The organism is Levilactobacillus yonginensis, from assembly GCF_003946265.1.
Classification (GTDB): domain Bacteria; phylum Bacillota; class Bacilli; order Lactobacillales; family Lactobacillaceae; genus Levilactobacillus; species Levilactobacillus yonginensis.
The window spans coordinates 31,512-46,276 of record NZ_RHNO01000019.1 but is presented as its reverse complement, the minus strand read 5'-3'; the positions used below and the strand labels follow the sequence as shown (position 1 = coordinate 46,276).

At 47.9% G+C, this 14,765-nt stretch carries 14 protein-coding genes and 1 tRNA gene; 12 read left to right on the top strand and 3 right to left on the bottom strand.

All coding sequences use genetic code 11. The features are described from left to right. Positions 1 to 155 precede the first annotated feature (155 nt). From EKM87_RS09755 to EKM87_RS09710, 9 genes are all read left to right on the top strand, one after another. Positions 156 to 228, top strand: a tRNA-Thr gene (locus EKM87_RS09755). Between the two features lie 306 nt (positions 229 to 534). Beyond that, the gene (locus tag EKM87_RS09750; RefSeq protein ID WP_125684247.1) at positions 535 to 1,089 is read left to right on the top strand and encodes a hypothetical protein; all 555 of its coding nucleotides are present in this window, start codon (positions 535 to 537) and stop codon (positions 1,087 to 1,089) included. Positions 1,090 to 1,310: 221 nt separating this feature from the next. Then, positions 1,311 to 2,150 carry a CAP domain-containing protein gene (locus EKM87_RS09745; RefSeq protein WP_125684245.1) on the top strand — a complete coding sequence of 280 codons (840 nt, stop codon included), beginning with the start codon at positions 1,311 to 1,313 and terminating at the stop codon, positions 2,148 to 2,150. A 19-nt stretch (positions 2,151 to 2,169) separates the two neighbouring features. Next, complete coding sequence (locus tag EKM87_RS09740; RefSeq protein WP_125684243.1) at positions 2,170 to 2,964, top strand: hypothetical protein; 795 nt, start codon at positions 2,170 to 2,172, stop codon at positions 2,962 to 2,964. A gap of 15 nt (positions 2,965 to 2,979) precedes the next feature. After that, positions 2,980 to 3,879 carry a C39 family peptidase gene (locus EKM87_RS09735; protein ID WP_125684241.1) on the top strand — a complete coding sequence of 300 codons (900 nt, stop codon included), beginning with the start codon at positions 2,980 to 2,982 and terminating at the stop codon, positions 3,877 to 3,879. Between the two features lie 13 nt (positions 3,880 to 3,892). After that, positions 3,893 to 4,738 carry a C39 family peptidase gene (locus tag EKM87_RS09730; RefSeq protein WP_164506476.1) on the top strand — a complete coding sequence of 282 codons (846 nt, stop codon included), beginning with the start codon at positions 3,893 to 3,895 and terminating at the stop codon, positions 4,736 to 4,738. Positions 4,739 to 4,880: 142 nt separating this feature from the next. Further along, the gene (locus EKM87_RS12675; protein WP_318530977.1) at positions 4,881 to 7,721 is read left to right on the top strand and encodes a beta strand repeat-containing protein; all 2,841 of its coding nucleotides are present in this window, start codon (positions 4,881 to 4,883) and stop codon (positions 7,719 to 7,721) included. A 633-nt stretch (positions 7,722 to 8,354) separates the two neighbouring features. After that, entirely contained in the window at positions 8,355 to 8,744 is a 390-nt protein-coding gene (locus EKM87_RS09715) for a hypothetical protein (RefSeq protein ID WP_125684237.1), read from the top strand. 179 nt (positions 8,745 to 8,923) lie between these two features. Continuing rightward, on the top strand, positions 8,924 to 9,808 hold the full coding sequence (locus EKM87_RS09710) for a MucBP domain-containing protein (RefSeq protein WP_125684234.1): 885 nt from the start codon (positions 8,924 to 8,926) through the stop codon (positions 9,806 to 9,808). A gap of 81 nt (positions 9,809 to 9,889) precedes the next feature. On the opposite strand, the gene EKM87_RS09705 is transcribed toward EKM87_RS09710, so the two are convergent. From EKM87_RS09705 to EKM87_RS09695, 3 genes are read right to left on the bottom strand one after another with little or no spacing between them, the layout of a single operon-like run. Continuing rightward, a complete protein-coding gene (locus EKM87_RS09705) occupies positions 9,890 to 10,411 on the bottom strand; it encodes an NUDIX hydrolase (protein WP_125684232.1) in 522 nt (173 codons plus the stop codon). Between the two features lie 16 nt (positions 10,412 to 10,427). Continuing rightward, the gene (locus EKM87_RS09700) at positions 10,428 to 11,066 is read right to left on the bottom strand and encodes a DUF421 domain-containing protein (RefSeq protein ID WP_125684230.1); all 639 of its coding nucleotides are present in this window, start codon (positions 11,064 to 11,066) and stop codon (positions 10,428 to 10,430) included. Positions 11,067 to 11,069: 3 nt separating this feature from the next. Next, entirely contained in the window at positions 11,070 to 11,516 is a 447-nt protein-coding gene (locus tag EKM87_RS09695) for a DUF3290 domain-containing protein (RefSeq protein WP_125684229.1), read from the bottom strand. A gap of 162 nt (positions 11,517 to 11,678) precedes the next feature. Between EKM87_RS09695 and EKM87_RS09690 the strand changes: the two genes are divergently transcribed. From EKM87_RS09690 to EKM87_RS09680, 3 genes are all read left to right on the top strand, one after another. Further along, complete coding sequence (locus EKM87_RS09690) at positions 11,679 to 13,013, top strand: dihydrolipoyl dehydrogenase family protein (protein ID WP_125684227.1); 1,335 nt, start codon at positions 11,679 to 11,681, stop codon at positions 13,011 to 13,013. Between the two features lie 303 nt (positions 13,014 to 13,316). Next, complete coding sequence (locus EKM87_RS09685) at positions 13,317 to 14,108, top strand: hypothetical protein (protein WP_125684225.1); 792 nt, start codon at positions 13,317 to 13,319, stop codon at positions 14,106 to 14,108. A 319-nt stretch (positions 14,109 to 14,427) separates the two neighbouring features. Continuing rightward, positions 14,428 to 14,757, top strand: a complete 330-nt coding sequence (locus tag EKM87_RS09680) for a hypothetical protein (protein WP_125684223.1) — start codon at positions 14,428 to 14,430, stop codon at positions 14,755 to 14,757. The last annotated feature ends 8 nt before the right edge of the window (positions 14,758 to 14,765 follow it).

Genomic DNA, 14,765 nt, shown 5'->3' with positions numbered 1-14,765 from the left:
CGAACACGGAAGTTAAGCTTCAGCACGCTGATAGTAGTTGGGGGATCGCCCCCTGCGAGGATAGGACGTCGCTACGCAAACAGTAAGGAACCCAGAAATGGGTTCCTTTTTTTATTGCTATTATGCTAAATTTCGTCCATAATAGAAGATGTTATGCCGCTTTAGCTCAGTAGGTAGAGCGTTTCCATGGTAAGGAAGAGGTCGTTGGTTCAAATCCAATAAGCGGCTTAAATTAAATCGACAATATTTCTAGGCTACTGACTTGTACAGTGCTGGGAGTAGACCCGTAAGGTTGGACTAATCCGTCCATCTTATGGGTCTTTATTTGTGTAAACACATAGATGATCGTTCAAAGCTGGAAATGATTAGCAATCAGCTGCGGGAATTTTTCCACCTAAGGGCAGTTTGAAATCAGCAGGTACAGTAAGGGATTAAATGCATTGCGAAAAATTTGCCAATAATTTATATTGATAAATAAATTATTTAAAGTTAAAATCAAGATGTACCTTAACTAATGGAAAGAAGTTGTTCTTAATGAAGGCAAAACAAAAATTGATTATGTCTGCCGCCTTGTTGGTTGGTTTGACCGTCGGCGGTGTCACTGTTTCAACTAGTACAACTGCTTCAGCATCTTCGGGTTATCCAACTTGGCCGAAGGTTCATAAGGTTCCGAGTGCGTTGAAAGGTAACTGGTACGCGTATAACAAAACTGCTAAAAAGTATCAACACGTTAAAATTTCAAAATCAACTTATCAATTTTCCGCTGACAAGGTCGGTAAATTAGAATACTATGGTTTTCCATACCTACATAAAGGATTCAAGCAGACCCAAGTCTTTAAGATCAAGGGCAACTACGAAAAAGCTTTCAGTATGTCTAAGATGAAGAATGGTTGGACGTCATTTGTTACGGCAAGATACTTGACCGCATCCGACTACAAGGTTAAAACCATGAAGTTTAATGGCAAGAAGCAGAAGGTTCTCCTACAATACACGAAGGTACCAACTAGTAGCAAGACGGCCTTGGTTTACAGTCATCACAAGACTCACGTTCGTAAGACCATCAAGGTTAAACCATCAAGTATCTATTAATGTTGAAATATGAAGCATTTAGTTGTCGGTAAACCCAACCGTAAACTAAATGCTTTTTTGATTATCACCAGTCCTCAAAGTCCCATTGTCTCACGACCATGACTAGCGGTATACTTAAGTTATTGACTTAATAGAACATATGCTGGATTCATTTTAGACAGCATCAGCTCGATTGAAGTGAGTCATATAACGCCCTATATCAGGAAAGCAGGGGACAATTGATGAATCAGTTTCACAAGCTTATGACCATCATCGCGGTGTTTAGCGGTGGCGTGATTGGTCTAAGCAGTTTAGCTTCAGCACAAGCCAGTACATACAGTGCAAAACGTAATCGAAGTGTGCAGGTAGTTTGGCGCAAATCAATGAAGCGACACGCTTATCATGGCACTGCCGGATACTTGTATAGTCAGCACCTTGGCAAACGTTACCAGGCACTCAAGAAGGTTCCGCACACGACGTGGTATACCACGAAACATGAAAAGCTACTCGTCAAGAAAACGCGTAAAACGCGGATCTATTACCAAGTGAAAAGTGCTAACGGTAAACACACAGGATGGGTCCTACGCCGAGACTTGAAGAAGGGACCTGCTAAACGTACTAGTCAGGGCAGTTCTCAAGTCGATGGCAAGCAATCATTTAATGCGGCGACCGTGAATCAAGATTTCATTGCCCAGTTAAATCGTGCGCGGACTGCTAAGGGGCTTACTGCTTTACAAGTGAATCAGCAGATTCAAACGCAAGTCTCAAATGTCCGGATTACGCAAATTACGACCAATTTCAGCCACTTTGACGGTGCGGGTCACGTGATTCAACAAGGTTTGTTTAAGACTGCCGGGTTAGAACACGCTTCTCACGGTGAGGTGCTGGACATGAATGGCGTGGGGAATACGAATGCCGCCACTGCCAAGAGCATTGCCTACGATTATCAACATGGCAATGACCAGGGCGCTCACTGGCAATTGTTGCTGGAATCCCAATTTGTCTATTACGGGATTGCCACCAAGGTTACGACCAATGGTACAGTCTACAACGTTATGAATGTGATGAGTCAGCCATTTTAAAATTGAAAGGAATCTAATTATGAAAATAACATCTAAATGGACACTATTACTCTTACCCCTAGTGGGATTGGGCTTTCCAGTCGTTGCGAACGCTGCGACGACACAACAACCCGCTAAGCAGATGGTTGTCCACTATCAATCGACCACTGGCCAAAAATTGAAAGCTAACAAAACTTTTACCAGCACTGGTGCCAGTGTTAAGGGTTATGGGAGTCAGTTTAGCCCACAAGGAAATGGCGATGCTTGGAGTACCAGCAAGGGGTATGTCACCAAGATTAAGGGGTACGTGCCATTTTCCCTCAAAAAAACGTACAGTTATAGCAAATTGCCGGCCAAAGTTACCGTTAAATACGTTAAGGAATCAGTCCTGAATAAAAAAGTTGGGACGAGTTATCTGAAACAGTTCAATGCCTACCGGAAGCAACAGGGACGCAGCACCTTGAAGCATCGGAAGAGCTTATTGAAGAAGGTCAACGTCCGGGCGCATGAATTGTGGATTCGTGACGATCACATTCGCCCAAATGGCCAGTCCTATAATGCCAAGATGAGTGGCTATGCCGAAACGATGGCGGAACTCCCCGCTTACTACTTACCAGCCGGTTACATGGCGAGCGGTCTGGGTGCTACGCTGGTATATAATGTGAACGGCAATATCACTTATAAGGGAACGGCGAAGACCGCGGTCAATGAGTTAATGACCTGTGATAAATTACACCGTGATACCGAGCTGAATACTTGGGCCCACTACAGTGAAGTTGGGTTTAGCTTTGCTGCTGACGGATCTGGTATGATGGCCCAACTTTTTCAATATTAGAAAAGAGTCGCGCATATGAAAAGATTATTAATGGTGGGAATCGTCCTGCTAACAACCTGGTTGGGCGTTACGACTGCTCAGGCCGCAACGACTTCACAAATTTTGTCACAGAAGAATGTGACACCGTTTGGCAAAGTTACTGGTAATACTAAGGGAAAGTTGGTGGCGTTTAAAAATGATGGCACCGGCCTCACCTTGGTGCCTACCCATCAGCTGAAGAGTTTTCCCAAAACAGCTTGGATCGTCAGCAAGTCGTCCCTGATCCAAAAGGCCAATAGTAAGAATTACCGGTATTACTACGTGACCTCTACCAGCGCCAAGTCTAAGAAAATGTATGCCGGTTGGGTCTGGCGTGGCGATTTGAAGACACCGACAACGGTGAATTTAGGTGCTCCCTACGTAAGTCAGCAGGCGGTTAAGGCCTGGATGGGGTGTGAATCTGCTAGTTTGCTAGAAGGACTGCACTACAAAGGTGTTTTAAAGTCGACTGGTTTAGTAGCCTTCATGAAGAAATTGCCTCGTAGTAAGACCAATAATCCGAACACTGGTTTTGCTGGCAGTCCTTACAAGGTCACACCGGGCGTCTTCCAGTCGATTTTCCCTAAGCCACTGGCTAAATGGGGGAATCGGTATCACAAAGTTAAAAACATTAGCGGTGCTAACTTGAGTAAGCTGCGGTCGCAGTTACGCCTGCATAATCCGGTAGTAGTGTACGTGACGTTACACTTTGCCAAGGCCCAGTATGGTCACTATTTCTGGGGTACGGGAATTAATAATAGTCACGTCATGCTCCTAGACGGGTATAAGCAGGGTGCGTACCATGTGGCTGATCCGAACCAGGGGAAGTACTGGGTCAGTGCGAAGAAATTTGCACGGAGCTATCAATACAAGCATTATGCCGTGGCAATTCAATAGAGGAGGATTTACTGTGAAAAAATGGACGAAGTTATTTATTGGGGCAGCAGTTGCCTTAGGAATATTTAGCGTAAACTCGGTTGCTAGCGCAAGTTCAGTGACAACGCGGTCAGCGCGAACTTACAATTCACGGGTGGTGAAGAGTAAGGGATGGCGGCTTTGGAGTAGTCCCGCAACTACAAAAGCGCTCAGAAAGACGGGCAGCTTGAGTGGAAAATTGGTTCAGCTAGACCGTGTGGCCAAGACAGGGAAGACAACCTATTTCCAGATTAGTCGGCGGGGTCACAACTATGGTTGGCTTAACGCCCAGGCGCTGAAGACGACCACGACGTACCGGTTACCATATACGTATACCAGTCAGCTTTACCCACTGTATGCGCCTAACGCATGTGAAGCGGCTAGTCTTAAAATGGCCCTGTCTGTTAAAGGGGTAGCGACCAAGACCAGTCTGAAGACGGTAATCAATCGGATGCCTAAGGCTAAGATGCCGAATAAAGGGTTTACTGGGAATCCTTACACGGAGAGTCGTCCTGGTGAAACACGGACAATATATCCTGCACCACTGACTGCCTACGCCCAGACTTATGATAAGCAAGCGGCTAATATTTCCGGGGCCTCCAAAACGCAGCTGATGCGTGAGGTTAAACGGGGAAATGCAATCGTCTTTTCTGGTGGTTGGCACATGGAAAAGTCACGACCATATCATGTGTTAGCTTTAGTTGGCTATAAGCACGGTAAATTTTTAATTGCAGATCCATATATGCAAAAGGGCTGGCCCAACAAGGTATTTTGGACCAGTACCAATAACTTCATGAAAGTCTATCACAGCCGGAATTCACGGGCAGTTGTGATTCGCTGATCGTTAAAATGGAATCATGGCCAGAAGGCTGTGGTTCCATTTTTGATTAGGGGTAGTGGTTCTTGTTTTCTTCTCGTTGTGAACCTGATAACATGTTGTTTACTGAGAAACAGACTAAGGTCAATTGAGAAGGAGAAAATACATGTCACAAAATTTAAGAACGAGTTTATGGCTCACAGCAGCTGCCGCTTTGGTTGGTACGGGAATGATGGCTACTGATGACCAGCGTAAGGCCCGTGCAGCGACGGTGACAATTTCCCAACAGGCACTTCAGTCGAATGCCACCCCTGCTGAGGGGGCTAGTCAAGCTGGCCTTAGTCAAACGGAAAATTCTGCTGAGGCAGTTCAGACACCGGCGGCAACACCAGCGCCAGCGACGCCATCACCTAATGATGGCAACGAAACGGCAGCTGGGAACACTACAGGAAGTACCGTAACGACTGATCCAACTGAGGGGACGTCTGGTGCCACGGATACTGGCCAGACTGAAGCGCCTGATGTGAGTGTAAATCAGGGGGAAGAATCGAATGCTACTGGTAATGAATCAAGTGATTCTAATGCTGGTAATAGCGGGAACGAAAATAATACTAGTAATGAAATTTCGAATGGCACCGAGGCAACTGTACCAAGTGATAGCGGCAACGGTGATGCCACGACGACTGGTGTGACGGACCCTGGGTCAGAATCTGGGAATACTGCAGATAATTCTGACAATTCAACGCAAGGAACAGACGGCGACACCAGTGACCAGAATACCGGGGATGAAACGGCAGATGGTAATGAAAATACGTCTGATGGTGGTACTGGTACAGACGTCGATGCAGGTACAGATACTGATGATACGAACGGTAGTGCAAATGCAGGTGACACCTCGGACACAGACGGTGATGGCTCATCTGAACCAGGAGACAATGCTGATTCAGGCAATGATGCGGGTACTGGGAATGGGTCAAATACTGACAACAATTCTGAAGGCAATACTGGGGATGAAAACACCAATCAGGGAAATGAGTCTGATTCAGACGCAGGTGTAGATGGAAATGACTCGGAGGCTGGAGGCAATTCAGGCCAAGACAGTGATTCAGAAGGTAGTTCGCAACCAGGGAGTGACTCGGATTCAGACAGTAATTCGGACTCAGAGAGCGATGCGACGCCTGGCAATGGGTTAGATTCAGACTCTGATAGCGACTCAGATTCCGACAGCGACTCAGATTCGGACAGCGACTCAGACTCCGACAGTGACTCAGACTCTGATAGCGATTCAGATTCGGACAGCGACTCAGACTCGGATAGCGATTCAGATTCGGATAGCGATTCAGATTCCGATAGTGACTCAGATTCCGATAGCGACTCAGATTCTGATAGTGATTCGGATTCCGACAGTGATTCGGACTCGGACAGTGACTCAGATTCGGATAGCGATTCGGATTCCGACAGTGATTCGGACTCAGATAGTGATTCAGACTCGGATAGTGACTCAGATTCCGATAACGACTCAGACTCGGATAGTGATTCAGACTCGGATAGCGATTCGGACTCAGATAGCGATTCGGACTCGGACAGCGATTCAGACTCAGATAGCGATTCGGACTCGGACAGTGACTCCGATTCAGATAGCGATTCGGATTCGGACAGCGATTCAGATTCCGATAGTGACTCAGACTCGGATAGTGACTCAGATTCTGATAGTGACTCAGATTCAGATAGCGATTCAGATTCCGATAGTGACTCAGACTCGGATAGTGACTCAGATTCTGATAGTGACTCAGATTCAGATAGCGATTCAGATTCCGATAGTGACTCAGACTCGGATAGTGATTCGGACTCGGATAGCGATTCGGACTCGGATAGCGATTCGGACTCGGACAGCGACTCGGACTCGGACAGTGACTCAGACTCGGATAGCGATTCGGACTCGGATAGCGATTCGGACTCGGACAGCGACTCGGACTCGGACAGTGACTCAGACTCGGATAGCGATTCGGACTCGGATAGTGATTCAGACTCCGATAGTGACTCAGATTCAGATAGCGATTCAGATTCGGACAGCGACTCAGATTCCGATAGTGATTCAGACTCGGATAGTGATTCAGACTCGGATAGTGATTCGGACTCCCACAGTGATTCGGACTCGGACAGTGATTCGGACTCAGATAGCGACTCAGACTCAGATAGCGATTCAGATTCGGATAGTGACTCAGATTCGGATAGTGATTCAGACTCGGACAGCGATTCAGACTCGGACAGCGACTCAGATTCAGATAGCGATTCGGATTCGGATAGTGACTCAGACTCGGATAGTGATTCAGATTCCGACAGCGATTCAGACTCGGACAGTGACTCAGACTCGGATAGCGATTCGGACTCGGATAGTGATTCAGACTCAAACAGCGACTCTGAGTCTGACAGTAATTCAGATTCTGAAAGTGATTCCGAATCTGGCCATGATTCCGATAGCAATTCAGGTTCTGACCAGGATTCTGATTCCGAAAATGATACGGGTAATGGTTCAGATGCTGGCAATAACGTTGGCCCAGGTAGTGGACCTAATACGGGTAACGAAACCAGTTCTGGCAGTCATGAAACTGATGAAGGGCAAGCTGGCGATAACGGGGTTACTAGCCCAGGAAGTACCGGCAGTAACGGTGCTGGTAGCGAGGGAGAAACTGCTAGTTCTGGCGACCAAACGCCTGACGGTTCTAATTCTCAAACTGGTTCAACTGGGAGTGAAAGCAATAATGATCAGATTCTCGAGGGGTCCTTTGATGATGTTGGTGGTGCAGCCGATGAGATTGCTGGCATCACAACGATGCCGCTCTCATTGACAGCGGGGACTGACAATAATCAATTAGGCAATACAACACAAGCTGACGGTCAGTTACCTCAGACGAATGAAGCTGGCAGTAAGCTCGGCTGGTTGGGTGCTTTACTGGGAATCATGACGTTAGGTCTTAGTCGAGTTTTCCGCCGTAAGCAAGCCTAGCTAAAGAGTTTTATCTATTAAAATGACATAAAATGATGCTTACGATGCACGTCACATTTGATGTGTATCGTAGGCATTTTTTATAGCATTTAAGTACTAAGGGATGAAATTATGAGGTTGGTTACGGGCAGACATGATGGTGGTCAGCACTTATGGCCCGTAATAAATTACCGACTGGTTCAGGGAAGTTCCCTTAGGTGAACAAATATACATGGTCAATCCTTGACGAACCGGTATTCTAAATTAGGGATATCTAAAAATTCACAAAGTAAAAATCACTAACAGAAGAAACCGGTTTCATTTCTGACAGGGATGCAGACTTGGTATTTTCTTTAGGTTGGGCAACTGTTAGCATGTGATTATCGGCATGACATCAAGGGGTAAGCGGAAAGGGGAATTTCACAGTCGTAAACTTTATAGGCAATTATTTAGAAAATTTAGGCCCAGCCAACGGGGCCAATAGCCATTAATTAAGGTTACGGTGCTAAAGAAATTAATGATTGGATTTAAGAGATTAGTAGGTCTCAATCGGTGGAGTAGATGTTTTTTGAGATATCAAGATATGCAATTATTAATGAATAGACGAGGGAAACCTGCTATAAGCGGGAAAATCAACGGGGAGCGATAGTTAGTATGCGAGGAAAACAGTACCGGTTCACTGTGGTCGGGTCAATGATGATAACAGCGATTGTGGGGATGATTTTGTTGGGTGGAACGGTGACTGCGGATGCAGCGGTAAGCCAACCAGAACAAGAATCAGTCGATTTTGTGGTCCAGAAGGGCTCGGCATCCGTTCGGACGACACCGATTGACGAGGAGTTTGAGCAACCACGAGAACTTCACCACACCGACGTTGAAAGCCGTCGGCCAAGAAAAAATGGGATACAGCCATTATTAAAGCTCAGCTGGTTTGGTGTGCTCTTGGCCCTCTTCACGGTCAGTGGGTGGCAGATCAGTCGAGAGCGGCGGCAACAGAAGGCACGCTTAGCGGAGCAAACAACTCAACTCCAATCACGAACATAGTTTTTTGCCAAGGTTTGATGCGATGATTAAGTCAATTATGAAAGGGGAATCATAGTTAGATAACTATGATTCCTTTTTTGATTGTGCAGGCGTCATTCAATTTTATTCGGATGCCGAACCTGCTATGATATGGCATATCTTATCTGTTCAAAAAGGCACAATCCGCGGGGGAGAGAGACATGTCATTGCATTTAAAGAAGTGGGTCTGGCTGACAACATTGCTGATTCTGTTAGGCACATCTGGTGGAAGGGTCGTTGTGAATGCGGCCGAAACCAGTATCGGGGCAGCAACGGCAGCTCCAACAACGGCAGTAGTTCCGACCGAAGCCGCTAATGCTTCGCCACAATTGCCGGTTGTGGATAATTCAGACTGTGCAGCGGAGGTGACCGTTCACTATCAGGATGTGGCTGGTGCTTCTCTAGCGGCCGATGAGGTGCTGCTAGGGAAGGTAGGAACACACTACAAGGCACAGCCGGTCACCATTACGGGGTACCGGCTTGAGCGGGTGACTGGCCCTGCCACTGGGGAGTTCACGACTTTTCCGCAAGAAATTACGTACGCTTATCGACTAGAAACAACTGCTCAGGTGAAGGTCCGACATTTAGACCAACGGGGGAATCGGGTCACGGCAGATCAGCTGGTAACGGGAAAATGGGGCCGCGACTATGTGACGGCACCAGTTAAAATGGCCGGCTATGTGATTACCAAGGTCCCCAAAAATCAGCGGGGAAAGTTTCAAGTGAACCAACAGACCGTGACTTATCGCTATTCTCCGGCAGCTTCACCAGCGCGTAAAGCTCAGCAACGTGAGGTGGTCGTACAAAAACCTGACGCAGCGTCATCCCCGGTGATCCAGGATAAATTCACTGGGTATGCAGGTGGAGAAGGTCCCCAGCCGGTCAAAATATTACGTACCCCGACCCGAACGGTCAATGCAGCCGCCGCAGACCACGTGGTAACATCCCAGCCCAAGCAGAAAAAAACGCATGCGGTTGTTTGGCTAAGCGTAACGTTGGTAGGAGCGATTCTTTTGAGTTGGTTGTTAGGGCGAAAGAAAAAATAGGTCTCAAACAAAGGACCTTCCACTGACTGGAAGGTCCTTTATCAATAATGTTGTGTTACTAAAACTCATAAATTGGCGATATTACTGAGCATGCTCTAAAATATGGGCCCAAGCCCGCTGCATCTCCATGGTGTACGGGTTGAAGCCGACTTGATGAAGGTGCCGTTGCGCCGTGGCTTGGTCAAAGAAGGCGACCCGCTGAAGTTCTTCGTGTTGGATGTCCAGGTGGGCGGCGGGTTCAGTCGTTTGAAACGCGAACCACGCTTCGATCCAGCGGGTGTGGGGGGCAATCAGGAAGTTGTCAGCCGCTGTGACCGGGATAATCAGTCCTAGTTCCTCAGCCATTTCACGGTGCATGGCCGCTTCGATGCTTTCACCGGCCACGGCTGAGCCGCCCACGGAACAATCCCAGTAACTGGGAAAGTGAATCTTATCGGGCGCACGTTGCTGGAGTAACACCTGTCCGTGTGCATTGAAAATGAACGCGTCGACCACTAGGTGATATTCCCCAGGTTGGAGGGCTTCGCGCCGTTGACGGCGACCGGTGATTTGTAAGTCGCGGTTGTAGATATCCCAGTACTCATTCAAACGGTCTGCGGCCATGTGGTTACCTCCTAATTTAAGCTTCATCATAACGGGTAATTTCAAATTGGTGATTTTCATATTTAGCCATGTAGACGTCCCGGACGTTGGTCACGCCGAGTTCTTTCAACTGTGCGAGTAACCAAGTCTCGTCGTGATTCATGAGCTCAAGCACGTCTTGATCAATTTGTCCGTCCACAATAATTGGATAGCGAATGGAACCGTCGCCCTGGCGTAGCACAGTTAAGCTTCCATTTTGCTCAACGATGGCCCGTTTTACCTCGTTAATTTGGTAAACACCAGCCGTGCGGAGTTTGAAGTCGATTTCTTTGGCAGAAAGGTTGGCCTTTAGACAGTTGTGGACGAGCAACTGGCCATTTCGAATGACAGTGATGGGGCCACCATCGATGAATTTGCCAATAGTGCGGACGTGAATCTTCAGGTAGCGGGTCACTAGAATCAAGAGGGACCAGATCAATAGAACAATGATAAATTGTAATAAGGTGACTGCGGAATTATAAATAACGCCACCGACGATTCCCCCCAAGACGTAGTTCTGAACTTGGTCAATGGCGGACGTTGGTGCTAGGTTTCCCTTACCGGAAAAATTAATGAGCAACGTCATAAAAATAAAACCGACGACTAATTTGATAAAAACGTCTGAATAAACGAACATGGGCTACTCCTTTACCAGTGTGATTTTCGGATTTTCTAGCGTAATTTTTTCTAAGACGAAGGCGGACCCGTCTGAATTGTAGTCGAGCCGGTAATAGCCTTGAGGTGCCTTGACCAAAAGGTCGTTCCCCGTAGAGGTCGTGTTGATGCTCAGCTGAGTTGGCCGAACTTTGAGCTGTTTAGCAACTTGTTGCACCGTAGCGGTAATTTCGCCCGTTTGTTTGGTGGCAGACTGTAAAGAAACCAGACTATTGACCTGAAATCCCAGCACGAGTAGAAGCAGCGTCCCCGTGATGATGGTCAGGTCTTTATATTTTACGTTCCATCGGTTACGGAGGTAGTGAATGAACAAGCCAATGAAGATGGCGAGTAGCGCAATCAATAAGGCGATGCGGGCATATTGCCAAGTATTATGATGGGTTGTTAGATAGCCATAAGTATAAAATGTCATCATGTTCCCCCTAAAATAATTTCTACTATATAGTTTATCACGATAATTTTTAGAAGGGGCGAATGGGGAACCTTAGTTTTACGACTAGGCCAAAATACTGGTGAATAGGGGGTAGCGTGCTAGAATCAGAGTTAAGGGTTCAAGAAGGGAAGGTTCAAGCAGATGCAAGAATTTGATATCGTTGTGATTGGTGGCGGCCCTGGTGGTTTAGCGGCAGCCTATGGCTTACATGCCCGGGGGATGAACGTGGCGGTTGTGGAAAAGGACCTGTGGGGCGGTACTTGTCCCAATCGCGGGTGTGATCCAAAAAAAATCCTGATGGCCGCTGTGGAGACACAGGGCCGCAGTGAGGCCTTGCGGGGACACGGCCTAAGCGGTGTTCCACAGCTGGATTGGCCGGCTCTGATGGCAGCTAAGCGGGCATATACGGAGAAAATTCCGGATGGTACGCACAGCGGGTTGCAAGCGGCTGGTATAACGACCTTTCATGGAGAAGCCAGCTTTAACGCTGATGGCACTTTGACCGTTGGTGATAATCAGTTGAACGCAGCCAATTGGATTATTGCGACTGGGCAGGAACCCCGTCTGCCACAGATCGACGGGCAGGAATGGCTGCGAACCAGTAACGAGTTCCTAGACTTAGACAACTTACCCGAAGATATTACGTTGATGGGCGCCGGGTACGTGGGCGTTGAATTGGCCGCCATTGCTAACGCTGCGGGGTCTCAGGTTCACTTGATCCATCACAGTGACCGTCCGTTACGTGCCTTTGATGGCGACCTGGTCAGTGACCTCCTGGACCGTTTGAAGGCCAACGGCATTGATGTGCAGCTCAACACGGAAATCACCCAAGTAGCACCGGCCGATGATCAGTATCGTGTGACCACGGCCAATGGTCAGAGTTGGACGACCGGAATGGTCTTTGCCACGGCAGGTCGGATGCCAGTGACTGCTGGTCTCCAGTTAGACCGGGTGGACGTTGCTACGACGGCTCATGGCATTAAAGTTGACGGTACACTGCGGACCACCAATCCCCACATCTTCGCATTAGGGGATGTTGTTGATCGGCCGCAGCCTAAATTAACCCCGGTTGCGGGTTTCGAAGGACGTTATTTGACGGAGACGTTAACGACTTGCGACGCGCCAGCCATCAAATATCCGGTCATTCCGTCGGTCGTGTATGGCAAGACACAGTTGGCGCAATTGGGTGTCACTACAGCGCAGGCGCTGGCTGAGCCAGAAAAGTATCGGGTCAGTGACCTGGATTTGACGCATTGGTACAGTTACCAACGAATTCAGGACCCTCAGGCGCGGATCAAGGTTGTGATTGATAAATCGACTGCCCACATTGTGGGGGCGGCTGTGCTGAGTAGCGAGGCGGAGCAGGTAATCAATTACTTGGACTTTGTGATTCAGAATCATATGGGACCGGCGGATATCAGTCAAACGATTATGGCCTACCCGACCTTGGCATCAGACCTGACGTACTTTAACTAGTGACTAATCTGTTTGAAAATTAAAAAATCGAGATAAAGGAGCCAAGGCAGTAGCCGTGGCTCCTTTTTGACGGTGGAATCGGTTTCACTGGGTATGATTAAATAAATATTGAGTGGCGGTGAATTTTGAAATTCAAACGCTATTTTAGGGCAGTTTCCCTTGGGAGTGGGCCTCAAATTGCAGGTAGAAGTGACTGGGGAAATTAGTAGTTTAATATCGACCGGCAACCGGTTGTGACGGGCTATTGGCATCCCGCCCCTACTCCTGTATAGTGACGAAAACGGGAGCGAAGGGGAGAAAACGATGGGGGTAGTTTGGCAGCGGCTTAACAAACGAACGTTAATTTTGGCCTTCAGTGTGTCTTTGATGTTAGCAATGATTCAGTTTTATCCAACGTTGCGACTCATTGGCGACCAGTCTGACTATTTTGACTCAGCGTATACCAAGTGGTTGGGTGTGGATACCTTTCAATCAATTAGCCAGGTTTATTACTTAGTCCTACCATTGCTGGCGGCGTTGCCCGTGGGCAGCGTGTTAAACCAGGATCACGTGACCGGCTTTTTAACGCAGTTGCGGATGAAAGTTCCGACAAAGGTTTTGTTCCGAGGCTATTTTGGGTGGTCGTTCTTACTGGGCGGCCTGGTCACGGCATTACCATTACTGGTCAACCTATGGGGCCATTTATTGGTGCTTCCCAGCTATCGACCGGACAATCTCTTACATAGCAACATATTGGTAATCAGTTTTAATACCCTGAGCGTGGGTATGTACTACGCTCACCCCCTCCTACACGCTGCTTTGGCTATTGGTCGGACATTTGTTTGGGGTGGGCTCCTTTCTTTGTTTGTGACGGGGGTGGGGCTGTACACTCGTCAGCGTTTCATGGGTATCGGACTGGTTGTCCTGACACAACTTGGGCTAATTTTAGTGCAACCGTTGGGGGTAACGTCTCATAGTTTCGCGCCGGCGGACTTTCTCCGTGAAACGGCCAATGCCAACGTCAGCTGGCCGGCAGCATTGGGAGTAACGGCCGTGTTTAGTGGGGTCACCTTGTACTTGGCAATTAGGGGGTGGCAGCGACTTGTTCACGCGTAGGCTCTGGCGGCAACAGTGTAGCCAATTGACCCGTTATCGATGGCTTTTGCTTATAGGTCTCTTCGCTACGGTTATTTCTGGATTACGGTCCTGGTCCCAATCCCCTAATTTATCACCCTTAGTGCTCTATAAAACCCTATTTGAGATTGGCGGATTTAGTTGGGGTTACTTGCCGATCGGTTTAATTGTTGGACTGAGTGTGATTTCGCCCCGATTAAATGACTATGGCGCGACTGGGTCTCGGTCGATTTGGATATGTCAGCTAGGCGTACAAAGTTTTTTACTGCAAGGAACGTTATGGCTAGTATGGACTGGAATTATGGCTGCCCGATTCTCTGAACTGGTAGGGTGGCCGGCTAGCTGGATTGTGGTATGGGGCTGTGTACAAGTTGGTATCAATCAAGTCTTTTTTGTCAGTGTGGCACTGGCGGTCTACATCGCAACCCAGCAGAAACTGATTGCTGTTATGGGTACCTGGCTTGGTGAGATGCTGCTTGCAGACCTATTGGCTAGGCCACAGTCGCCATTCTTACGCTTTCAGTCACCGTCGACCCCGGAGATGACCTGGGTCGCAACAGGCTTGCTGATTGGTGGGATGGGGTTACTGTGGGGACTAATGGTGATGATCATCAATCGTCGAGACTTGTGATGAGATAG

Bases quoted from the DNA above. Each gene is read 5' to 3' on its own strand.
- EKM87_RS09690 (WP_125684227.1), top strand. From the start codon at position 11,679: ATGCAAGAATTTGATATCGTTGTGATTGGTGGCGGCCCTGGTGGTTTA.
- EKM87_RS09710 (WP_125684234.1), top strand. From the start codon at position 8,924: ATGTCATTGCATTTAAAGAAGTGGGTCTGGCTGACAACATTGCTGATT.
- EKM87_RS12675 (WP_318530977.1), top strand. From the start codon at position 4,881: ATGTCACAAAATTTAAGAACGAGTTTATGGCTCACAGCAGCTGCCGCT.
- EKM87_RS09745 (WP_125684245.1), top strand. From the start codon at position 1,311: ATGAATCAGTTTCACAAGCTTATGACCATCATCGCGGTGTTTAGCGGT.
- EKM87_RS09695 (WP_125684229.1), bottom strand. From the start codon at position 11,516: ATGACATTTTATACTTATGGCTATCTAACAACCCATCATAATACTTGG.
- EKM87_RS09735 (WP_125684241.1), top strand. From the start codon at position 2,980: ATGAAAAGATTATTAATGGTGGGAATCGTCCTGCTAACAACCTGGTTG.
- EKM87_RS09700 (WP_125684230.1), bottom strand. From the start codon at position 11,066: ATGTTCGTTTATTCAGACGTTTTTATCAAATTAGTCGTCGGTTTTATT.
- EKM87_RS09680 (WP_125684223.1), top strand. From the start codon at position 14,428: ATGGCTGCCCGATTCTCTGAACTGGTAGGGTGGCCGGCTAGCTGGATT.
- EKM87_RS09685 (WP_125684225.1), top strand. From the start codon at position 13,317: ATGGGGGTAGTTTGGCAGCGGCTTAACAAACGAACGTTAATTTTGGCC.
- EKM87_RS09705 (WP_125684232.1), bottom strand. From the start codon at position 10,411: ATGGCCGCAGACCGTTTGAATGAGTACTGGGATATCTACAACCGCGAC.
- EKM87_RS09715 (WP_125684237.1), top strand. From the start codon at position 8,355: ATGCGAGGAAAACAGTACCGGTTCACTGTGGTCGGGTCAATGATGATA.
- EKM87_RS09750 (WP_125684247.1), top strand. From the start codon at position 535: ATGAAGGCAAAACAAAAATTGATTATGTCTGCCGCCTTGTTGGTTGGT.
- EKM87_RS09740 (WP_125684243.1), top strand. From the start codon at position 2,170: ATGAAAATAACATCTAAATGGACACTATTACTCTTACCCCTAGTGGGA.